Source organism: Peribacillus glennii, from assembly GCF_003429105.1.
Lineage (GTDB): Bacteria > Bacillota > Bacilli > Bacillales > DSM-1321 > Peribacillus > Peribacillus glennii.
Genome location: NZ_QVTD01000021.1, coordinates 42,318 through 63,215, shown reverse-complemented (window position 1 = coordinate 63,215; position 20,898 = coordinate 42,318). Strand labels below are relative to the sequence as shown.

At 39.3% G+C, this 20,898-nt stretch carries 19 protein-coding genes and 1 riboswitch; of the genes, 5 read left to right on the top strand and 14 right to left on the bottom strand.

Annotation, left to right across the window (positions count from 1 at the left end; translation table 11 throughout):
• Positions 1-302: 302 nt before the first annotated feature.
• The 4 genes from D0466_RS20225 to D0466_RS20210 all read left to right on the top strand — a co-directional run bounded on the left by D0466_RS20225 (position 303) and on the right by D0466_RS20210 (position 4,107).
• On the top strand, positions 303-1,994 hold the full coding sequence (locus D0466_RS20225) for a methyl-accepting chemotaxis protein (RefSeq protein ID WP_117324318.1): 1,692 nt from the start codon (positions 303-305) through the stop codon (positions 1,992-1,994).
• A gap of 671 nt (positions 1,995-2,665) precedes the next feature.
• Positions 2,666-3,109 (top strand): YaiI/YqxD family protein, encoded by a 444-nt coding sequence (locus D0466_RS20220; RefSeq protein ID WP_117324317.1) that lies wholly within the window; start codon positions 2,666-2,668, stop codon positions 3,107-3,109.
• Positions 3,110-3,144: 35 nt separating this feature from the next.
• Complete coding sequence (locus tag D0466_RS20215; protein ID WP_048008527.1) at positions 3,145-3,336, top strand: hypothetical protein; 192 nt, start codon at positions 3,145-3,147, stop codon at positions 3,334-3,336.
• Positions 3,337-3,738: 402 nt separating this feature from the next.
• Positions 3,739-4,107 (top strand): nuclease-related domain-containing protein, encoded by a 369-nt coding sequence (locus tag D0466_RS20210; protein ID WP_117324316.1) that lies wholly within the window; start codon positions 3,739-3,741, stop codon positions 4,105-4,107.
• On the opposite strand, the gene D0466_RS20205 is transcribed toward D0466_RS20210, so the two are convergent.
• From D0466_RS20205 to D0466_RS20145, 13 genes are all read right to left on the bottom strand, one after another.
• Positions 4,028-4,345, bottom strand: coding sequence for a site-specific integrase (locus D0466_RS20205; protein WP_117324315.1), 318 nt, complete (start codon positions 4,343-4,345; stop codon positions 4,028-4,030). The genes D0466_RS20210 and D0466_RS20205 overlap by 80 nt on opposite strands.
• Positions 4,346-4,856: 511 nt before the next feature.
• On the bottom strand, positions 4,857-5,864 hold the full coding sequence (locus D0466_RS20200; protein WP_117324314.1) for an ABC transporter substrate-binding protein: 1,008 nt from the start codon (positions 5,862-5,864) through the stop codon (positions 4,857-4,859).
• Complete coding sequence (locus D0466_RS20195; RefSeq protein ID WP_117324313.1) at positions 5,861-6,613, bottom strand: ABC transporter permease; 753 nt, start codon at positions 6,611-6,613, stop codon at positions 5,861-5,863. Before D0466_RS20195 ends, D0466_RS20200 begins: the two co-directional genes overlap by 4 nt.
• Positions 6,610-7,380, bottom strand: coding sequence for an ABC transporter ATP-binding protein (locus D0466_RS20190; protein WP_117324312.1), 771 nt, complete (start codon positions 7,378-7,380; stop codon positions 6,610-6,612). Before D0466_RS20190 ends, D0466_RS20195 begins: the two co-directional genes overlap by 4 nt.
• A 63-nt stretch (positions 7,381-7,443) precedes the next feature.
• Positions 7,444-8,724 (bottom strand): acetylornithine deacetylase, encoded by a 1,281-nt coding sequence (locus D0466_RS20185; RefSeq protein WP_117324311.1) that lies wholly within the window; start codon positions 8,722-8,724, stop codon positions 7,444-7,446.
• Between the two features lie 101 nt (positions 8,725-8,825).
• Positions 8,826-8,930, bottom strand: a riboswitch (TPP riboswitch).
• Positions 8,931-9,021: 91 nt separating this feature from the next.
• Positions 9,022-10,161: an acyl-CoA dehydrogenase family protein gene (locus D0466_RS20180; RefSeq protein WP_117324310.1), complete on the bottom strand. Its 1,140-nt coding sequence runs from the start codon at positions 10,159-10,161 to the stop codon at positions 9,022-9,024.
• Positions 10,162-10,220: 59 nt separating this feature from the next.
• Positions 10,221-11,141, bottom strand: coding sequence for an MBL fold metallo-hydrolase (locus D0466_RS20175; RefSeq protein WP_117324309.1), 921 nt, complete (start codon positions 11,139-11,141; stop codon positions 10,221-10,223).
• Positions 11,142-11,154: 13 nt separating this feature from the next.
• Positions 11,155-11,919, bottom strand: a complete 765-nt coding sequence (locus D0466_RS20170; RefSeq protein WP_117324308.1) for a PadR family transcriptional regulator — start codon at positions 11,917-11,919, stop codon at positions 11,155-11,157.
• 426 nt (positions 11,920-12,345) lie between these two features.
• Positions 12,346-12,696, bottom strand: a complete 351-nt coding sequence (locus D0466_RS20165) for a hypothetical protein (protein WP_142919957.1) — start codon at positions 12,694-12,696, stop codon at positions 12,346-12,348.
• Positions 12,697-13,289: 593 nt separating this feature from the next.
• Entirely contained in the window at positions 13,290-14,036 is a 747-nt protein-coding gene (map, locus tag D0466_RS20160; RefSeq protein ID WP_117324306.1) for a type I methionyl aminopeptidase, read from the bottom strand.
• 559 nt (positions 14,037-14,595) lie between these two features.
• A complete protein-coding gene (locus D0466_RS20155; protein ID WP_407675657.1) occupies positions 14,596-17,817 on the bottom strand; it encodes a DEAD/DEAH box helicase in 3,222 nt (1,073 codons plus the stop codon).
• Positions 17,818-18,111: 294 nt separating this feature from the next.
• The gene (locus tag D0466_RS20150) at positions 18,112-18,876 is read right to left on the bottom strand and encodes a SurA N-terminal domain-containing protein (protein ID WP_117324305.1); all 765 of its coding nucleotides are present in this window, start codon (positions 18,874-18,876) and stop codon (positions 18,112-18,114) included.
• A 438-nt stretch (positions 18,877-19,314) separates the two neighbouring features.
• Positions 19,315-20,316, bottom strand: a complete 1,002-nt coding sequence (locus D0466_RS20145) for an LLM class flavin-dependent oxidoreductase (RefSeq protein ID WP_117324304.1) — start codon at positions 20,314-20,316, stop codon at positions 19,315-19,317.
• Between the two features lie 206 nt (positions 20,317-20,522).
• Between D0466_RS20145 and D0466_RS23165 the strand changes: the two genes are divergently transcribed.
• On the top strand, positions 20,523-20,723 hold the full coding sequence (locus D0466_RS23165; protein ID WP_233522755.1) for a hypothetical protein: 201 nt from the start codon (positions 20,523-20,525) through the stop codon (positions 20,721-20,723).
• A 63-nt stretch (positions 20,724-20,786) separates the two neighbouring features.
• Here the strand turns inward: D0466_RS23165 and D0466_RS20135 are convergent, their stop codons facing one another.
• The gene (locus D0466_RS20135) at positions 20,787-20,876 is read right to left on the bottom strand and encodes a DUF1572 family protein (RefSeq protein WP_233522766.1); all 90 of its coding nucleotides are present in this window, start codon (positions 20,874-20,876) and stop codon (positions 20,787-20,789) included.
• Positions 20,877-20,898 lie beyond the last annotated feature (22 nt).

The following is a 20,898-nucleotide window of genomic DNA, read 5'->3' as shown; positions in this document are numbered from 1 at the left end:
TAGAGTGCGAATATTATCATATTCGCACTTTTTTCACGTTTTAATTTAAACGGCGGAACGGTTTACTCGCAGCTTTCTTGCCTTTTTAACAAAAATATGCAAAGTGAAAAGGATTTTGCAGTTTACTTATTTCAATATCTTTCAAGTTATTGCAAATAATTGAAATGAATATACGATAACGAACTTAGCCACATCAAAAAATTATACTCTCATACAATACTCGATAAATTTCTCGAATTTTATTAAATTCTGATGCAAATCTGTCGATGTTATCAATAATCACATAAAAGGGGAACGAGTTAATGAACTTATCAATCAGTAAAAAAATTGTTGGAAGTTTCATAGCAATTTCCATCATATTTGGAATTTCTGCTTTGTATTCATATCTTAATATGAAAGAAACGAATGATTCTTATAAATATTTGCTTGAAAATGCCACTGCATTAAGTGGTAAAGTACAAAACATAGAAACTGGACTTGCAAAGAAAATCGGTTACCTACATGGATACTTATTGTATAACGACCCTGAAATGCGGGAACGAATCGATGAAACACATAACGAGATCAACCAACTAATTGTAGAATCCAGGAAAATAGCAACAAGACAGGAATCTTTTGATACATTAGATAAGTTAGAAAAATTGAATGCAGATTGGCAAGCAGAGTCGGTAAAAGTAATGGAACATGCAGCTGTTAATAAAGAAGAAACTTTAAAGATGAATAGAGAAAACATTGTTCCTATTAGTTCAGAGATGGCCGAAACTGCTGCTTCTTTTAACGAGTGGCTTGAACAAGAAGTGGTAAAGAAACAAACAGAACAAACTTATGCAGTTTCTGAAAGAAATATGACATTACCATTGGTTATTAGCTCCATAGCTGCAATGATTGCAATAGCCACTGGTATTTGGATGTCAAAAAACATAAGTCGTTCTCTTGAGCAATTAGCATCTGCAGTAAAACAAGTTGCTTCTGGTGATTTAAACATTGAAAAAATAAAGTTAAAAAGCAAGGATGAAATTTATGAACTTAACCAATCTTTTGAACAAATGACAGATAACCTGAAAGAAGTAGTTACCGGTATTTCGTCAAATGCAGACCTTGTTGCTGCCTCAGCAGAACAATTGAATTCTAGTGCGGAACAATCAACTACAGCTTCAGAAACAGTTGCCACATCTATATCAGAGATTGCAAGCGTAGCTGAAAATGCAGGCCACGCTTTAGAGAAAAACTCAGACTCCTTAAAAGAAGTACTTCAAGGCGTATTAAGAATTAGTGAAAGTTCTGCAAGTGTTTCTGAATTAGCAAGAGAGACTACAAGTGAAGCTGAAGAAGGTAGTAAATTTGTTCAAGATAACCTCTCACAAATGCGTTTTATTCATAAATCTGTAAGTGAATCCAACGAAGTTATTACCCAGCTATCAGAACGATCTCAAGAAATTGGTAAGATTCTTGATGTAATAAGCGGAATTGCAGACCAGACAAATCTGTTGGCCCTTAACGCGGCGATTGAAGCTGCTAGAGCCGGGGAACATGGAAAAGGGTTTGCTGTAGTTGCCGATGAAGTAAGAAAGTTAGCCGAGCAATCACAATCATCAACAAAATTAATTGCTGATTTAATTGCGGTAATACAAAAAGATACAGAACAATCAGTTAAGATTATGAGAGAAGTAATGGAAAATGCAGAGAAGGGTGTACAAGTTTCAACAGATACTTCGAGCAAATTTGCGACGATTCTTGATAGTACGAGAAACATAACTCCGCAGATTGAAGAAATAACTGCAACAGTACAACAAATATCAGCGAGTGTAGAAGAAGTGGCAGAATCTGCTGAATTAATTACTCAAGCAGCAAAACAGAATAGTTCTATGTCAGGGGACGTAGCAGCAGCAACAGAAGAACAACTTGCATCTATGCAAGAGATTAATGCATCGTCAACTTCTCTTGCTTCAATGGCAGAGGAACTTCAAGATATGGTGAAAAGGTTCAAAATTTAAAGGTTTAAAACCGAATTTGTAAGGGTTAGCAACCAAAAATATCAATGTCGTTGCAACGGCATTAATGTTCACAGGGGAACATTCCAAAGGCCTTATCTAGAAATAGATAGGGCCTTTAAAATTTGTAAATCTATTATAGGATAAACCGAAAAAATTATATAAATAGTTTTTTTACTTTTCCTCTTCGAATCTAAAAATTACTGGGTAATAATGATTTACAAAACATATTTAGTATCTTTTTTTCGTTCCGGATACTATATATAGTGATTTGATAAAGTATTCAACCCAAGAAATGTGCTGTCTTTGAGATCAATGCTAAACACAATAAAAGTGTTTTCATTTTTTAAACAATATTGTTATTGTGGTAAATGAGGTCTTTGTTGTACAAAAAGGATAGATGTATACAGGTGATCATCCTGTACATTTATCCTTTTTCTTTTATACCTATAAAATGTATGACATTCTAATCAAGTATTTAGTTCTAAGGTATCTTGTGTTGGCAATTGAACGACCATTTGCCAACACAATTCTATAAAGTATAATATGAGGATAGAAAAATACAGCAAAAGGAAGAACTCTTTATTATTTTTAAACAAAAGTCACCAGTCCCTTTTATAGTTGAAAAAGATCAAGTTAAATAGTAATTCGAACTTCTTAACAGGAGGGGAAAGATGAAAATTTATGTGGATGCAGATGCTTGTCCGGTGAAAGATATTATTATTTCTGAAGCAAGCGATTTTGAAATTCAGGTTATCCTTGTTACAAGCTTTTCTCATTTTTCTAATGCAGAACAGCCATCAGGAGTGAAAACCATTTATGTTGATTCTGGAGCAGATGCTGCAGATTATCGGATTGTGAAGTTAGTGGAAAAAGGAGATATTATCGTTACGCAAGATTATGGTCTTGCGTCACTAGGTTTAGCAAAAGGAATTATCGTCCTCCACCATAAAGGATTTAGATATACAAATGAAAATATTGACCAATTATTACAAACACGTTATTTGAGTTCACTGGCTAGAAAAGGCGGACAGCGAACAAGACCAAAGCCTTTTACAGCAGAAGACCGGGAGCAATTTAGGGATCTTTTTAAACAGGTTATTTCTGTTAAAAATTAGGCTAAACTCAGAGATTTAGAAAGGAGATAAATATTTTGAAGTATTTAAAATCGCAAATGCAACAACTAATTAAGGAAAATAAAGAACTGCATACACGCTTTAAAGAACTAAAGGCTGAGCATGGTCTTGAAAAAAACAATGCCCTCAAGGCCTTGTATCATTCAGAAGTTGCGGATGGAGGAAAGTATCAGGTAGCTTACCAAGCACTTGATCAGCCCAAAAAGTAGACTCTTATATCTTATTTACACTTACTAAAAATTCTGTTATGAATGCTGGATGATATAAGTGGAATAAGTTAGTGACCAAAATATGAAGTAGGTTGCTGGTTAGTACAAGGTTATTATTCAATAGATAAACGATATTCTACAATCGGGCGCTTTCCCGTAAGAAGGATCGCACCCATTTTTACATTTAAGGGCCAGTTTGTGGAAGATCGAACTTTAAGTATTAAAGAGAATGTGAAGAAATATATTTATTGCAAAGATGAAATTAGTGAAAAAACAGTTGTTATTTGGAACATATTTATCACTTTGAAAGAATGATTTAGGTTTAATCAGACTAAACTATAAATAATTCTTCTGCTAGGTTAAGCAGCTGCTGTTTCTTATGAGGAGAAGGAGATAAAGGTCATGTTCTTTCAATTATTCAAAAAGAAAAAGAAATCAACTAATGAAGGCACTAAAGATGTAAAAACACCAGTTTCAAATAAACGTCAAAATGACCGGGTTGCGGTAAGAAAAGGAGAATTAGGAGAATATAAGATAGATAATCAATTGGATCAATTGCCAAAAGAGTTCAGACACTTATCGGATATAATGGTGCCTAACCGGAAATCCAGATCAGGATATTCTCAAATTGATCATATCGTTATCACTCCATATGACATATTTGTTATTGAAACTAAAAATTATCAGGGTACTATCTACGGCGCAAAGAATCGGAAAGAGTGGTCAGTGAACGCGGTTTTTGCTTGTGGGTTCCCAGTTGATGCTGGATAAAGCGACGGACATGGGTCTTGGTGATGGAAGCCAAATCAGTTGAACAGTCATGATCACGTAAAAATGTTAAAAATTGAAGTGAATCGTATTCATAACTGACAACTGTATGTGTGGAATAATTTTTTTCAACTTGAATGTACAGTATGAATTTGTCAATTGCAGCTTTTAATTGCAAACCAAAAACCTCCAATAAAAGTTGTTTAGACGATAATTCATTATCCGTACAAATACACAACATTATCGTTCAAAAGGAGGATTATCGTTCATATGAAAAACGTGAAAAATTATAAGGAATGTGCGGATGGAAGGTTCCAAAGTACAGATATTATAGGAACGTCAGCGGATAACCCCAATCACGGCGTAAAATTATCCTAGTTTACATAATATATATTATAAGAAGTTGTGGTAATACAAGCAAATGATATCTCATATGCAAAGAATACTTAAAACAATGAGACAAAATAGAGATTTTTGATTCACACAATTTATCAAGCCACTGATTGCATATTTACATCAATTTATATATAAACATTCGATCTGCTGGATAACTAGTTTTCTAAGAATATTCTCAAGCGCAATAATTTATTAATAACAGTGCGGCTATCAAAAAATATTATCTCCCAATATTTAGCGGTATTCTTGCCAATGCAAATCTGCCCAATACTTCCGAAAATTTGTTAAAAAAACCTCACACGGCCTTCCAAACATGTAGAAAATCGCATGAAGTTTACATAATATTATTATTCGCTTTATTCTTCTATATACATTTCTGTTAATTCTGGAACCTGTTTAATTAATCCGGTTTTTTTCATCCACTCAGATGTTTCCTTCCATGAATCTTGATCCTGTAACCCAAATCCATTTTCAGTCCTCATCTTAGGAAGCAAAATTTCAATGCTTTGCTGTTCGACTGATTTTACAAGTGGAAAGTTCGCTTCATCTTGATTAGTAAGCAGCAATTCAAGTGCGGCATCCGGATCCTTTTCCATATGTTCAAACCCTTTTTTGGCAGCCCGCCAGAACGCATCAATGCTATCTTTATCCTTTGCAAGGGTTTGTGCGCTTGTCACAGCTACCAGCTCATAATAATTGGGCACACCATGCTTGGTTGGGTCGAAATATCGCGTTTTATATCCTTTATGCTCAAGTACCGGCACTTCATGATTAATATATGCTCCGATAATCGCATCGACTTTTTTGCTCACTAGTGATGATTCCAGTTCAAAGCCTACATCAACCAGTTTGACTTTATCCGGATTTCCACCGTCTTCAGTGACCATCGTTTTCACAATTGCTTCATTCAATGGTGTTCCGGGATAACCAATTGTCTTTCCTTCCAGGTGTTTGGGTCTTTTTATCGTACTTTCATCAAGAAAAACAACATGATTTAATGGTGAGCGGACTATAGCTCCAACAGATTTGATTGGTACATCCTGATTCGCATGCGCGAGAATTACATCCGGTTGGTAAGTCAACCCTAGCGTGATCTTGCCTGCAGCTGCCAGATTTATTGGATCTGTCGGATTGGCGGGAAACTGGAAGTTCACATCCACCCCTTCTTCTTCAAAATATCCTTTCTCCTTTGCCGCATATAAGAAGGAATGTACTGCATTTGGATACCAATCCAGCATGACATTCACTTCCTTTAGTTGCTTTTCACCATTGTCTTTTGCATCTGATTTAATGGTGCTGTTATTGCAGGCGGCCAGCATGCAAAGCAATAGTACTCCCAGAGTGATTGCTAATATCCTTTTCATTCAGATTTCCTCCACATCAGTGTTTTATTTTCAACCCATTTCACCAGTAAAAACAACATGATTCCCATAGCAGAAAGAACGATTATCGGTGCGAAAACGCCCGCCCCGTCAAATTGGGTCATCATCCGCCTGCTAAAATAACCAAGTCCCGCCTGTGCTCCAAGCCATTCCCCAATAGCCGCCCCGATCACGCTTAAGGTAACCGCAACCTTTAGACCAGAGAAAAAGTGAGGCATGGCGGAAGGAACATTTACAAGCAAGAATACATCCTTTTTCTTTGCTCCCATTGTCAGCAGGAGTTCCTTTAAATCATTGCTCCCTGCACGTAAGCCATCATAAGTATTGATTGTGATCGGGAAAAAGGTTATCAAAACGGTAACAAGCACTTTACTCCAGATGGAATATCCAAACCAGAGGATGAAAATTGGTGCCAAAGCAATCGTAGGAATCATCTGGGAAAAAATGATTAACGGGTAAAACGCCTTTTCGATAATTTTGCTCGAATTCATGGATATGGCCAGGCCAACACCTAATATAATGGAGATGCCGAGTCCGATTAAAATGATGCACAATGTTGCTGGCAAATGCTCCAGCAATAAAACTTTTTTCAGTTCCCATAATTTCATTAATATGTCTGTTGGTGAAGGCAAAATAAAAGTCATTTTGATATTGAAGGCTATCGCTTCCCACAATACGAGAACGACTACCAGTAAAATGAAAGAATACGTATGCTCCCTCCACTTTTTCATGTTGTTGCCTTTGTTCTAAGCTGGTCAATCAAGCGGTCTTTTAGCACCATTATCTCTGGTATATCCAAGGCTTTAAGCGTTCTCGGCCTATCTAAAGGAACAGGTATATCTTCCATCCTTGAAACAGGCGGATCGGTTAACACAAAAATCCTTTCAGACAAAAACAGTGCCTCGTTCACGTCATGTGTAATAAACAATATCGTCTTTTTCCTTTTCTCCCATTGCTTCAACAGCCATTCTTGCATAGATAATCGGGTAATCGCGTCAAGAGCGCTGAAAGGCTCATCCAGCAGTAAAACCTGTGAACCAGTCAGAATCGTTCTTAAAAAGGAGACCCTCTGCCTCATCCCGCCGGAGAGCTCAGCTGGATACCGATCCTCGTGGCCTCCCAAGCCGAATTCCTTCAAAAGCTCTTCAACGGAAATTCGCATATCGGCTTGTTTGGAACCTTTAATTTGCAGTGGCAGTGCTGCATTTTCCCAAATGGTTCTCCATGGCATCAATAAGTCTTGCTGCGGCATATATCCCACATGTCCTAACCGGTTTGAAAAATATTCACCATTAAGGAGGATTTTGCCCCCAGTGGGCTGCTCCAGCCCTGTAATAAGCCGGAATAATGTGCTCTTTCCAGCACCGCTTGGTCCGAGTATGCTGACAAACTCTCCTTCTCGTACGGTAAATTTCATAGAATCATAAATTAAGGGTCCCTTTTCTTGTTTTGGATACCTGAATGATACTGAATCAAAGTGTAATACAGTCTTTATCATTAACACCCCACGGCTCCTATCGCCATTTTTTTATATATGAGAATTGCAATCTGTGACTCTAGCTCATCCGTTCTTTTTGGTTGTCATCCATTCACAAATAAACATAATGAGGACCTTCGTAAACTCTATTAATTGTGGAACCGAAACTTGTTCATTGACTGAGTGGGCGTACTTTAATTGTCCCGGTCCGTATATGGCTGAGGGAATTCCGGCATTACTTAGCCAGCCTCCATCAGTGACCGTTGGAGAAACGTCAATAACTGCTGTCTTGCCGGTAACTTTACTGTGAGTTTCACTCAGTAATTGAATTGCAGGGTGACCCGATTCAATTTCAAATGCGGGAAAAACCTCACCCCTGTCCTCAATCATCGAAGTGCCACCCCATTGGAAAGAAGGTAAATTTCCTCTTAACCACGGATCTCCTTTGGCAACATGGAGGATATGTCCTTCTATCTCATTGATAATCCCTTCATATGTTTCGTGCGGGTAGAAATGAACAGTGATCCAAAGCCTGCATTCATCCGCTGTAAAAGCTGCATGCCGTCCACCTTCAATTACAGCCGGATTAATGGTATTCGACCCCGGGGTAAATCCGGGATAGCTTTTTGTAACAGCCCAGTGCCGTTCAAGTTCCTGCAGTCCATTTATTATTTTCATCATTTTTTCAATTGCATTAGCAGCAAACATTTTCCCGCCGGCATGGATCATATCTTTTCTGGTGGCGTCATGGTGAGTTTCTCTGCTTTTGACAGTAATCCATCCGGTGATCACACCTCCCTGTCCTTGAATATAAAGATTACTTGTATCGGCAATGATTGCAAAATCCGCGGTATACCCGCGTTCACAGCATTGAAGTGTACCTGCTTCCCCTACTTCCTCACCTATAACGGATTGAAAAATAAGATCACCATGCAATTCCACCCCTCTTTCCCTTAATATTTGAACGGCAAATAGCGCAGCGGCCAACCCGCCCTTCATATCAGCCGCCCCTCTGCCGATCACCGTATGATCTTTTACTATTGGCTCAAAGGGAGAGGCTTCCCAGTTTTCATGTTCGTTTACTTCAGCAACATCGATATGGCCATTAATGATAAGGCTTCTAAACTGGTTGGAATCAGAGCCCTTTAAGACTCCAACAACATTTGGATCACCCGGATACACATCCCACATATCGATATCAAACCCATATTTTTTTAGGAAGTTGGCGATAAACAGCTGCGCGTCTCCTGTATTTCTTGCCGGCGGGGCGGGAGTCCGGTATGAAATCAGCTGCTTTACCAAATCAATTAATTCGTCTTTCCTTTGGTCTATCTCTTCGACCAGTTTTTCAGTATCGACATTCATGTTTTGCTCCTTTCCTTCATAAAAATGAAAAAACCGCTTCCCGTAAAAGGAAGCGGCTGTGGTTGTTGATTTTCATATGTACAAAAACCAAATAACTTACATATGTAACAGCACCGCTTCCCTACGCTGGTATTATCCAGTTCAGGTGATAAGGGTTAAGACGCTTGGCATCTCTCTCAGCTTTTGAAGCACCCCTAGTGGTGTAGGCGATATTAAATTGTTTATTTTCAAAAATATTTGTTTCTTTTCATTATTAGCATAAGGAAATATAAATAGCAATCGCTTTTTTTCTGTTTATCAATACAATGCTGACTGAGCAAGCAATTGTATCGTGGCATCATCCATTGGTGGATTGTGAAGTCCTGCACGAACATCGCGATAATAACGCTGTAGCGGGTTTGAGCGCTGCAGGCTTCTTGCGCCAACAATTCTCATGGCCTTGTCTACAATGGAAAGGGCATTATTCGTTACCCGTAGCTTGACAGCACCGAGGGATTTTACTAGTTCCTCACGTAATTCAGGTTTTGATTCCCACTTCTCTGCAACAGAATACAAAAAATGCCTTGCTTCAAGGATTTCAAGTTCGATTTCGCCAATCAACCGCTGTACATTTGGAAGATCTCTTATCGGCCCTTTCAGGCTGTTTGGGGAATAGGACTTGGCAAATGCCACTGCATAGTCTCTTGCTGCAACCGCAATTCCCAGATAGCATGCAGGAATATGCAGCAGCCATGCTGACTTCTGCTTAGGCCGGTCTTCTTGTTTTTCGATATAATATTTCTGCGGTACTTCTACATTCTCCAATACTAAGTCATGGCTTCCTGTTCCCTGCATCGCAATCATGTCCCATGTTTCTTCAATCCGAAGCCCGGAAACATTCCGGTGAATGAGAAACGAACCGATCGTTTCATCCTCCGGTACCCAGGCAGAGACGATAAATATATCCAATACGGGCGACAGGGTCGTGAACGTTTTTCTGCCATTAATGATCCATTTGCCGCCATTTCTAATCGCAGTCGTTTCTGGCCGTCCCCCTCTTGTAGGGCTGCCGGTCTGCGGTTCAGTGGCCGCACGGTTTACAAGTGCACCTTTCGATACTTCCTGAAAAAAGTCATGTAAAACTGCTTCGTCCCAATTACTGCTTTCCGCTAATTCCAGGATAACACCTGTATGCCACCCTATTGAGAGCGCAGTCGGGCCGTCTTCCCGGGCTATCCGTTCTTGTGCAAGAAGGTAATCATACAGGGTTCCGCCTTGCCCGCCATGCTCTCTTGGCAAAGTTAACGTATGATAGCCGAAGTCCTTCAACTCTTCAATGTTTTGAAAGGGAAATCCCCTCGATTCATCCAGCTCTTCTGCTCTTTCTGAAAAATGTTCAATCGCCTTGCCCAGATCTTCTATATACTGCTTTTGTTGCTCTGTTTGATAAAAAGGCACCTAATTCCATCCTTTCAAGACATTTCGACAAAATGAAAATGTTCTTTTATTTACAATTGCTACAACCACATAGTTTCCCCGATTTTTAACGTTTTGAGTTGTTCACCCGGCAGCTGGCGGCGTCCCCATTCTTTATTCAATCGCTCCAGTGCTTCCGGTCCGGTATCATCTGCAAGCCTATACGCTCCATAATGCATAGGGATAAAAAACTTCCCTTTTAATTCTAAAAATGCTTTTATGGCATCTTCAGGATTAATATGCGAAACCTTCATAAACCACTCCGGTTCGTATGCCCCGATTGGCATGAGTACATATTGCGGGCAAAACTTTTCAGATATATCTTTAAATCCGCGGAAATATCCTGTATCCCCGACAAAATAAACCGATTCACCGCCCTGTTCGTCCTCTATTACCCATCCTCCCCAGTGCGATGTATTGGTATCCCTTAGGCTGCGCCTTGTCCAATGCTGAGCCGGAACAAAGGAAAAATTGATGCCTTTATGGTCAAAGCTTTGCCACCAGCCAGCCTCAGCTACATTATTAAAGCCCTTGCGTTTAAAAAGGGTCCCTAAACCTTCCGGAACATAGAAGACCGGATTTCCTTGCAATTTTTTGATCGTCGGAAAATGCAGATGATCATAATGGCCATGCGAAATGCAAACAATATCGATTTCCGGGAGTTCCTGAATCGGAATCCCTGGAGGTGTCAATCTTTTTTGCATCCCCATCCTGCCAGCCCAAACTGGGTCAGTAATAATATTTAAGCCGCCTATTTGGATAAGGAATGTAGAATGGCCGATCCAGGTGATGGAATTCTTTGTCTTGTTTTCCATCAGGGCAGCAATTTCTATTTTTTCTGCCAAAGGAATCTGGCTTTTCAAATCTTTCTTTTTTGCACGTCTCTCTTTATTCCATTTCAGCATATCAGCAGCAGATTTTATGTTCGATATGCCGTCCAGGTTTTCATATCTTTTCTTCATTCTTGACCATCCCTTAAGTCGTGATGCTGTTCTTCTCTTCTAAAAATGATAACACACTATCTAAATATTTTTGTATTTCACGCACCTGGTAAGCGGCAGAATCTGCAATTTGCTTATAATGGTACCGGCCTTCTTCTGTGATCCGCAAATATCGTTTGGTTCTTTTCTCACTTTCCCATCTGCCGATAAGCAAACCATTCTCCTCCATTTCATGGGCAAGGTCATATAGATAACCATTGCTTGCTATCCAGCCAAAATTCGACTTGAGAATTTCCCCTACTTCTCCCATATAAATTTTCGTTCTCAATTGGGCGGTATTTAGGGTAATATACCGGACAAGGTCTTTAACAGAGATAATCTTTGAAAAGTAGGATCGAAATTCCTCGGGAAGCTCATGCTTCATCGGCGGATTATTTCCGGATCCTGTAAGGTCGAACATAAACCGGTCGATCACTAGCTTCACTTCCGTCATTCGCTCCTTGAAATTCGATTTATACCATGTAAATAATTCCTTTCCTTTTTCTGTAATTTTATAATAGTTTCTCCCTTTGTCCGTATATAAATCCAGATGCCGTGATTCGGCAAGCTGATTGCAAATTTTACATAAATAGTCATAGCTATGGATCTTGCCTGAAAAACGATTCTTCAAATCCTGGTGGATTGCTCTAGGGTAGTTGGATTTTTCCGAAAGCGTATACAGCAAATACAAGGTTAAAAATTCCCGTTGGCTCATTCCGACTGATTCAATAGTAACTGCCTGTTCAACGCTTTTCTTCACATTAAATCTCCTTTCGACTGAGAGAAGTTTACTTGATCATAGCACTCTGATAGAATATTCGTTCGCCATTTTCCCTTGGCTTTCCTGCAATTGATCTGGATTTTATGTTTTTAGGGCTATTTTCCTTTTATCACTATTTGTAAACTTTTCTCTGTAATTTTCGGGGGTTAATAATAATTAATATTCTAGCGAGGTTTTTGTTACAATAACACTTTCTAGTAATAAATTATTTAAGCGAACTTTCAGGAACAATAAAAAGGCCTGCAGCCTTCCTTATAAAAGGCTATCTGCAAGCTTGTATTGAATCAGAATTATTTTCTTTGCAGCTTGTTTAAGCTACAAAAACCAACCTAGTATAAAATACTATTTAAAGACTATCTTCTTAATAAGCATAATAAAAGAGGCTGACATTCAAGGATCAGCCCATTAACCATGACTCAAACCGGGGGTCTCATCAACTAATAATGAAGCATTCTCGTTGTCATCCGGAACAGCGTAAAGCCTTAGTTCATTGCCAATGCTCTCAAAAAACACTGGGTTACGGGTAATATCTAGCTTTGCAAGGGCGGTCCCGACAGCAAATGCACAAATAAGCAGCAAAGAAGTCATTGCCAAGACAAATTTTTTCATGTCGATGTTGACCTTTCTTGTCTGGTTATTTTCTTGCTCTTTGCCGTTAGTCAATTTTGCTCTTTCCCAAGCAGCGGAAAAGAATTTCCCTATAACTTTTACTGAAATCTTAAACCAGCTTAACAAAGGATTCTCATTAGTTAACAATTTTTATTCTTAAATAATGCTACCAGGTTATATAAATGTTCGCTGGTGATTTGTCTCTTAATCGCCTAAATAAATTTTTTACTTTGCGAAATATTTAAAAGATATTTTATATATTCTATCGAGGTTTTTTCTGAAATAACAAAACTCCCCCGTGCATCAAAATGATATGAAAAACAATTAAATACTATTATTTGAATGAATAAGTATTAGGGGAAGATTGTTTGAGTTTTGAAGATGCAGGTAGAACGGAGAAGCAAATACAGCCGCTTTTTAGCTAGCCCGGCACTCAGGCGAAACATTGGTGAATACTTTATACACTGCGACAAAGCTTTAAAAGCTCTGGATTATGGAATCAAGCTTCCTGGCATCATTCATCTGGTCTGCGATTCCCCTCAGAGTACCTGGCTGCTGATGCTAAGTTGCCTGACATGACAGAAAAAGACGCGGATGCACCCCTTGAGGAAATGTACACGAAAAGGCTTTATTGATCAAAAAAAAGCGTGTAGCGTTTTGAAATACATAAAAAAGTGGATAGAGAACGGATAAGTCCCTCTTCTCCATCCACTGTGTTTACTTATCATACCCGTGATTTCTTACTGCTCAGTTAAAATAAGCGGTGCATCTTTCGTGATGACAATCGTGTGTTCGTATTGGGCGGACAATTTTCGATCAGTGGTCCTGGCAGTCCAGCCGTTGGGATCCATCTTGGAATGCCAGGTTCCTGCATTGACCATCGGTTCAATCGTTATGACCATCCCTTCCTTAAGGCGTTGGCCTTTTCCAGGTTTACCGTAATGAAGTACAGTCGGATCTTCGTGCATCGTTTTTCCGATTCCATGGCCGGTGAAATCACGGACAACAGAAAATTTTTCCCCTTCTACATAGCCTTGAATAGCATGGCCGATATCACCCAGCCTGTTTCCGTCACGGGCCTGGTCAATGCCTTTATACAGTGCATTTTTTGTAACCTCAAGGAGACGCCTTGCTTCCTCTGAAATTTCACCAACCGCATAAGTCCAAGCGGAGTCAGCCAAACCCCCGTTTAAATTAACAACCATGTCAATCGTAACGATATCCCCTTCTTTAAGCGGCTTGTTGGAGGGGAATCCATGGCAAATTTCATCGTTAACCGATGCACAAGTTGCATATTTATAACCCTGATAACCTTTTTGTTCAGGCGTCGCGCCATGCTTTTCTAGATATTCTTCTACAAACGCATCGATTTCGTTTGACGTCACACCTGGTTTAATTAATTCGGCAATTTCTCTATGACAGTTTGCAAGCAGCATTCCCGCTTCATGCATTAGCTTGATTTCACGTTCACTCTTTAACATTATCATGGCAGAATCCTCTTTCTTTATCTTAAATCTGTGATCATACAGTATTCATTGTAAACTTATATTGAAAATTAATACAACAAAAAGCCGGCGGCACCGGGTCAACACCATTTTGTTAAGAATTTCCACAACTGGTTCCATTTCAGGCTGGCATCTTACCTCTAAAATCATCCAAACTCCTTAGTTCTTGTTAGATCTGAAATTTTTTTGTGCTTAAAGAAATGCTACAACCAATTTTCCAAATGTCTATCATTTATCACTTCAAATCTTCACTGAAGCAACTTTAGTAAATTACTAAGGGAACATTTAAATCTATGTAAATACTTTTACTAATGGCATAAAAATTGTTACTCAGTACCCTCTTTTACTAACTTTATTTGGCATCCCCCTTTAGTTTGCGTACCTTCAACCCTTAAATCTTTATTATTGAACAATACTTGGCTTTAATTCAGCGGGTTAATGTCCACCTTACATATCTTTTAATGGGAAAATACCCTTAAGTTTGTATTGAACAAAAAATAAAAGAGCAGCCTGGTTCTCTGCTCTTTGTTCAAATTGTACCTTAAATCATTAAAATCTCCCGAATATCCTCTTCTGTAAGCACCGATGTTGAATTTTTCTCTTTCGAACCGATAATTTCCTCAACCAAGTTTCTTTTCTTCTCCTGCAATTCATCCATTTTCTCTTCGATCGTGCCCCTTGCCACAAGCTTTATCACTTCTACAGATTTTGTCTGTCCTATGCGATAGGCCCTGTCTGCAGCCTGCTGGTCTACAGCGGGATTCCACCATATGTCATATAAAATTACAGTATCAGCACCAGTAAGATTAAGCCCTGTTCCTCCCGCTTTTAACGAAATCAAAAATAAATCCCGCTCACCGGAATTAAAACGATCGCAAATCTCAACCCGCTGTTCTGATGGTGTCAGGCCGTCAAGATAGAAATAGGACTGCCCCCTGTCAGCCAGCTCTCTGCCGATAAGCTCAAGCATTTTAGTGAATTGTGAAAAAATCAAAACTCTTCTGCCTGAAAGCTTCGCTTCTTCAAGAATCTGCATCAGCTGCTCAAACTTTGCCGAGCTCCCTTTATAGCCGTCCACAAACAATGCGGGATGACAGCAAATCTGGCGGAGCCGGGTTAATCCGGCGAGTATTTTTATCCGGTTTTTCCTTAGGGTATCTTTATCCAGATGCTTAAGAGTATCATGCCGGAGCTTGGCCAAATAACCAGCATACAGCTTCTTTTGATCTGGAAGCATCTCCGCCTTCTCTAATAATTCTACTTTTTCAGGAAGATCTAAAAGAACATCTTCCTTCATCCTTCGAAGCAAAAAGGGACGAATTCTGCGGACAATTGTTTTCCTTGATAAATTGCTATAATCCTTTAATCCCTTAAATAACTCAGGAAATACAATGTGAAAAATAGACCACAGCTCTTCAAGGGAATTTTCTACCGGAGTGCCGGTCAAAGCAAAACGATGGGTTGAATGTAATTGTTTGACCGCTCTGGCAGTCTGGGTCAAAGGATTTTTAAATGCTTGTGCTTCATCAAAAAACACGGTGTGAAACGTCTGTTTTTCAAACCATCTTATATCCCTGCGCAATAGTGGATAGGAAGTAATAACCACGTCTATATCCTGTAACTCCCCCTGAAGCTTCATTCTCTCTGTTTTTGCTCCATCCAATACTACGGCTTGTAATTCCGGAGCAAATTTCATGAATTCGCCAAGCCAGTTATACGTCAGGGATGATGGACAGATAATTAGAACCGGTTGCCTTTGATCACGGATGTCTGAAAGAACGGATAAAATGAAAGTTATGCTCTGGAGCGTTTTCCCGAGGCCCATATCATCCGCAAGTATGCCGCCGAATCCATATTGAGCAAGATTTTTCATCCAGTAATAGCCTTGTTTTTGGTATTCATGCAGGATGGAGTTGAGGCTCTCGGGCACCTTATATTCCAGGCTTTCCGGTTTACGGATTTGGTCTAAAAACATTTGGAATGAGTTATCTGAAACAAAAGTTTTACTGCTGTCTATAATATCCAGCATCTGGATGCCATGAACGAGTGGAACTTGTAGCTTTGATGCAGATTTATCAGTCTTAACCGGTAGGGCATTCAGAAATCGATGAACTTCTTTGAATTCCCTTGTCTCTAACGATAATAGTGATCCGTCCTTCAAGCGATAATACTTGCGCTTTTCCTCGAGAGCTTCAAGAATATCACGGATATGTTTTTCAGGAATGCCATCTATTTCAAATTTGAATTCCAGCCAATTGGTTCTTTCCTTTTTAATTCCTATTTTTAGCCTTGGGCGGGCGTTTCCCCTGAAGACCCTGTTTCGCACTGCAGTGGTGGCATATATCTGGACAAGCTTCTGAAGCTTTGGAACAATATCATATAAAAACCTGTATTCCAATTCCTCATTGTGCAAAAAATATCCCCCGTCTGTTTTCGTAAAGGAACTTTCCTCCATCAGCTGAAGGATAGCCTCCTCCTTTTCCACATCTCTAATAAGAACGGACCCTGCTGGCGGTTCCGGATTCTGGGCAGGATTGATCACAATATGTTCATAATGAAATTCCAGGCCGGCAAGCAGCCGGTTCTTCACTCGATCCAGATAAAGCTTTGCGGCTAAAGGTGTTTTTCCAAACTTTCCTGGAAGATTGCCAGATATCGTAACAGTGCCTATTTTATTCAACCCTGGAACCACCTTTTCCAGAAACAGCCCTAACTGTTCTTGTTGAATCGGGATTTGATTCGTACCTGAATTCTCGAGCATCCCCTTTAGATTTGCAAGCCGGCTACAGGCCTCGTCATTCAACTGGACAATTTTCCCTTCAAACATAACCGCCCTATATGCGTTCAGAATAATCAGCTGATCCATACCCTTTATCGACAATTGCCATCCCATGCCTGCTGAGTCCAAAAGCTCGAACCTCAACGGAGGAAGCTCTTCTTTCAGGTAAAAACCTTTGTATATGCTTCCTTCAATTTCAAGCTGCATGTTAGGCGCCTGACAGAGCAAGGGCTTCACCCTGTCCCATGCAGAAGGTGCGATGAGTATTCTTGTATCGTTTTTTTCGTAGTAATCTGGTGCGGGGAGATTTTCAACAAATATTTTTTCATCATGGACGACCCGTATAAGCTCCTGAATCACCTCATCGTTCAATTGATGAAAACAATGAAGCTGCGGATCAAATGTAAAGGAGCCGGATAGCGTGTGAGGTCTCCCTTCATATACATGCTCTAAAAAATTTCGTATATTGTTTACAAACAGCTCCCCTATTTTCAAACCTATACTTAACAACTGAAGTCCATTTTCCAATAAAACAGGTACACACAAGAATTCAGCATCAATCACCTGCCTTGCTTCAAAATGGAGCTGATGACCGCTTGGACGTCCAGATTGGCCGCTAAATAGATTGAATAAATTTTCAGTCAGTGGTGAATTAGGCGGATGTGATTTCTCATCATCTGAAGCAATAGCGGTGCTTCCTAATTGGTTGTTATTGCTGTATGCCAAAAGGACAGCCGCAACATGCTGGCATTCCTGTTGAAAGGAAGCAAGGGAAGGGCAGCTGCATGACGCCTGTATATTACCATTCGGCCCTATTTTTATTTCTATATGGAAGTCTTCCACACCTGAAACCGTTGCGGAACATCCATTTGATGAAAAATTTTCAAATACTACTTTATCTGCACGATAAAAAGCCTCCCCTCTTTTGAAGGAGACAGTACCGCACAATTGCATGATCTTTTTTCGATCTAAATTTAGTTTCAAATAAACTGCTCCTTTCTGGAAGGAACTTTACATCGGTATGAAGGATTTATATGAGCAGGATCATACTATGATAACATGAAATAGTTTATATAAAAAATACGAAAATAAACTCGGCAAAGTCAGTAATAATCATGTTAATAGAATTCTCTTTTAAAATGATCTCGTTTAACCATAAAGCCCATCATCAACTTTGTAGAAGCGGAAAATGTCATTCAAGTTGAATTTTTAATGCAAAAAAGCAGAAGGCCTGAGAGGTCCTTCTGCTTGTATAGATGGTTATCTTTTGCTCCACATTTAGACTCTCACATCAACGTTAGCTTTTTTCTTAAGCTCTTCTACCTGTTTGCCGATGTTTTGTTGCTTCTTTTGTTGCTCGAGTTGCTTTTTGATTTGTGGCTTTATTTCTTCTAGCTTTGGAGGCTTTTGACCACTGCCGCTTCCTTGCTTGGCAATTTGATTGTAATAATCTTTGATTTCTTTATCAGTGACTTCTTTTATCGCTATTTCTTTATCCACATACTGTTTGTATATAATATTTTGTGCAATTTGGCCCTTCAGTTCCGCCAAGTCAATTCCAGCTTTTTTCATGGCCGCCTTAAATTTCTTATCATCGTTAAACTGTTTTTTTGTTTCAGCTAGATCTTTTTCAATTTCCGAATCCGTTGCTTTATATCCTTTTTTATCGGCATCTTGAAGGAGAAGAGTCTGCCCGACCAGGGTATCGATTGTTTGTTTTTTTATTTGCTTTTCCGCTTCATTAGAGGTTGGATCTTGTCCCATTTGCTGCATCTGCAGTTGTGAAGAAGACAGTATGTCGTTATATTCACTGCCAAGAATTTTCTTATCGTTCACAACGGCAACCGTCTTCTTTTCATCTACCTTCTGCTTGTCCAGCTTCTTCTGCATTTCTTCCATTTTCTTTTTTTGATCCCGCTGTTCTGTTTGGGCTGCTTTTGTTTTATCCTCATCATTTGCTTTTTTGGGTTCATCATTTGATCCACAAGCTGTTAAAGCGGCAGCCATTAATCCTATTAAAAGGGGGTAAGTAAATTTCTTCATAATTTATCTCCTTTCGTGTCGTCACAGATAATTTCTAACCTTCTCAATGCAGTCCGCATTTATATAGTTTGTTGATTCGAAAATAAACTATCCTTGCCATGATCTACTACTGGATGATATAGAAAAAATGTAAAATACATTACTATCCATGTATTCTTCAAATCAACCAACGACTTCTGTCCTTTTTTACCTTCTCACAGCCTACCCCAAATTGAAAGTTTTAAGTACTTTCTTACAAGTACAATACCTGTCTTCATTATCGACCTTGGAAATTTCGACTTCTAGCGAAGAATATTATTTGTTGGATAATTTGAGTATTTATATTAAACCAACAATTCAGAAGCCTGACAACAGCATTAACTTGTGATTTTTAAATATCTAAAAAGAGGGCTATTAAAAAACCGACCTCTCTGAAGGAAGAAGGTCGGTTGCTGATATTCAATTTCCGTCCACAATATCCTTAAATATTTCATAAGACCGCTTTTGTTTATCTGCATTAAAAATGTAGGAAACAGCCATTATTTCATCTACATGATATTTGTCTTGGAATTTTGTTAACTGTGCTTTTACTGTTTCTTTACTTCCCATAAATGTCACACTCGACATTGAGGAAGCCATTTCTTTCTCTTGGTGGCTCCAAATGTTATCCATGCTGTCCACTGGCGGTTGCAATGGTGTTTGTGAACCTCGGACAACATTCAGGAAAAATTGCTGCATTGTTGTTGATTCTATGCTCGCTTCTTCATCTGTTTCAGCTGCAATTACATTTAAACACACCATCATATATGGAGAATCCAGATATTCAGAAGGTTGGAACCGATTGCGATAAATTGAAATGGCTTCCTCCATATATCTAGGGGCAAAGTGTGATGCGAACACATATGGCAGCCCTAATTTAGCCGCTAAATATGCTGAATCTGTGGATGATCCTAAAATATATACCGGGATATTTGTGCCAACACCTGGATGTGCTTTGACATAACCTTGCTTTTCTATAGGTCCGAAGTATGTAAGCAAGGAATTCACGTCGTCGGGAAAGGTATAGACAGAATCATTCTGTGAACGCCTTAATGCACTTGCCGTCATCATATCGGTACCAGGTGCCCTGCCAAGTCCTAGGTCCAAACGGCTTGGATAAATGGTTGCCATGGTTCCGAATTGTTCGGCCACGACTAATGGGGAATGATTGGGCAACATGACCCCACCAGATCCAACACGGATAGTCTTCGTATGCTCCAATGTATGCTTAATCAAAATGGAGGTAGCTGAACTTACAAGTGTAGGCGTATTATGATGTTCTGCAATCCAATACCGTTTATACCCCATTTCCTCCGTAGCTTGTGCTAAATCAACCATCGAATCAATCGCATCTTTAGGTTCCTGTCCTTGACGAATGGGGGCAAGGTTTAAGACTGAAACCGGAATATTTATATTTGTCATTTCTATTTTTTCCTTTCTAAGTCATATATCAGTATAGTATCAATTAACGGCTTAAAAACAAATTGATACGCTTAGAACGACTGTCGAACTTTGGGTCAGGATTCACACGGTATATTACCCTTTTATTACATTCTTCATTTATTTTCCAAACAAACACAAAATAATATTCCAATTTGTAAACATAAAAATCAGAAGATCTCTCCCATGTGATTAAATCAGCTGGAATTAAAAGGCCGTCCGATGACATGCTTAGGCTGCAAAGGATGATTGACAATGCTGATATTATGATTTCGGCTTGGGATCGCGATAAACTGGTTGGCATCGCAAGAGCTCTCACCGATTTCAGCTACTGCTGTTATTTATCAGACCTTGCCGCAGATAAAGTAATGGAATTGGTAAAAAGTTAGTCGGATTGTTGCACGAAAAAATTGGTGATGGGGTCGCCTTATTGCTTTTGTCGTCTCCTGCTGCTATGGAGTCCAGCGGGACATCGTATTTCCACTCATATGTTTCACAATAACGGCCACACTGTTGGAATGTTCATTAGGACACCATAAGATTTCTCTTCGGGATAATTGTACT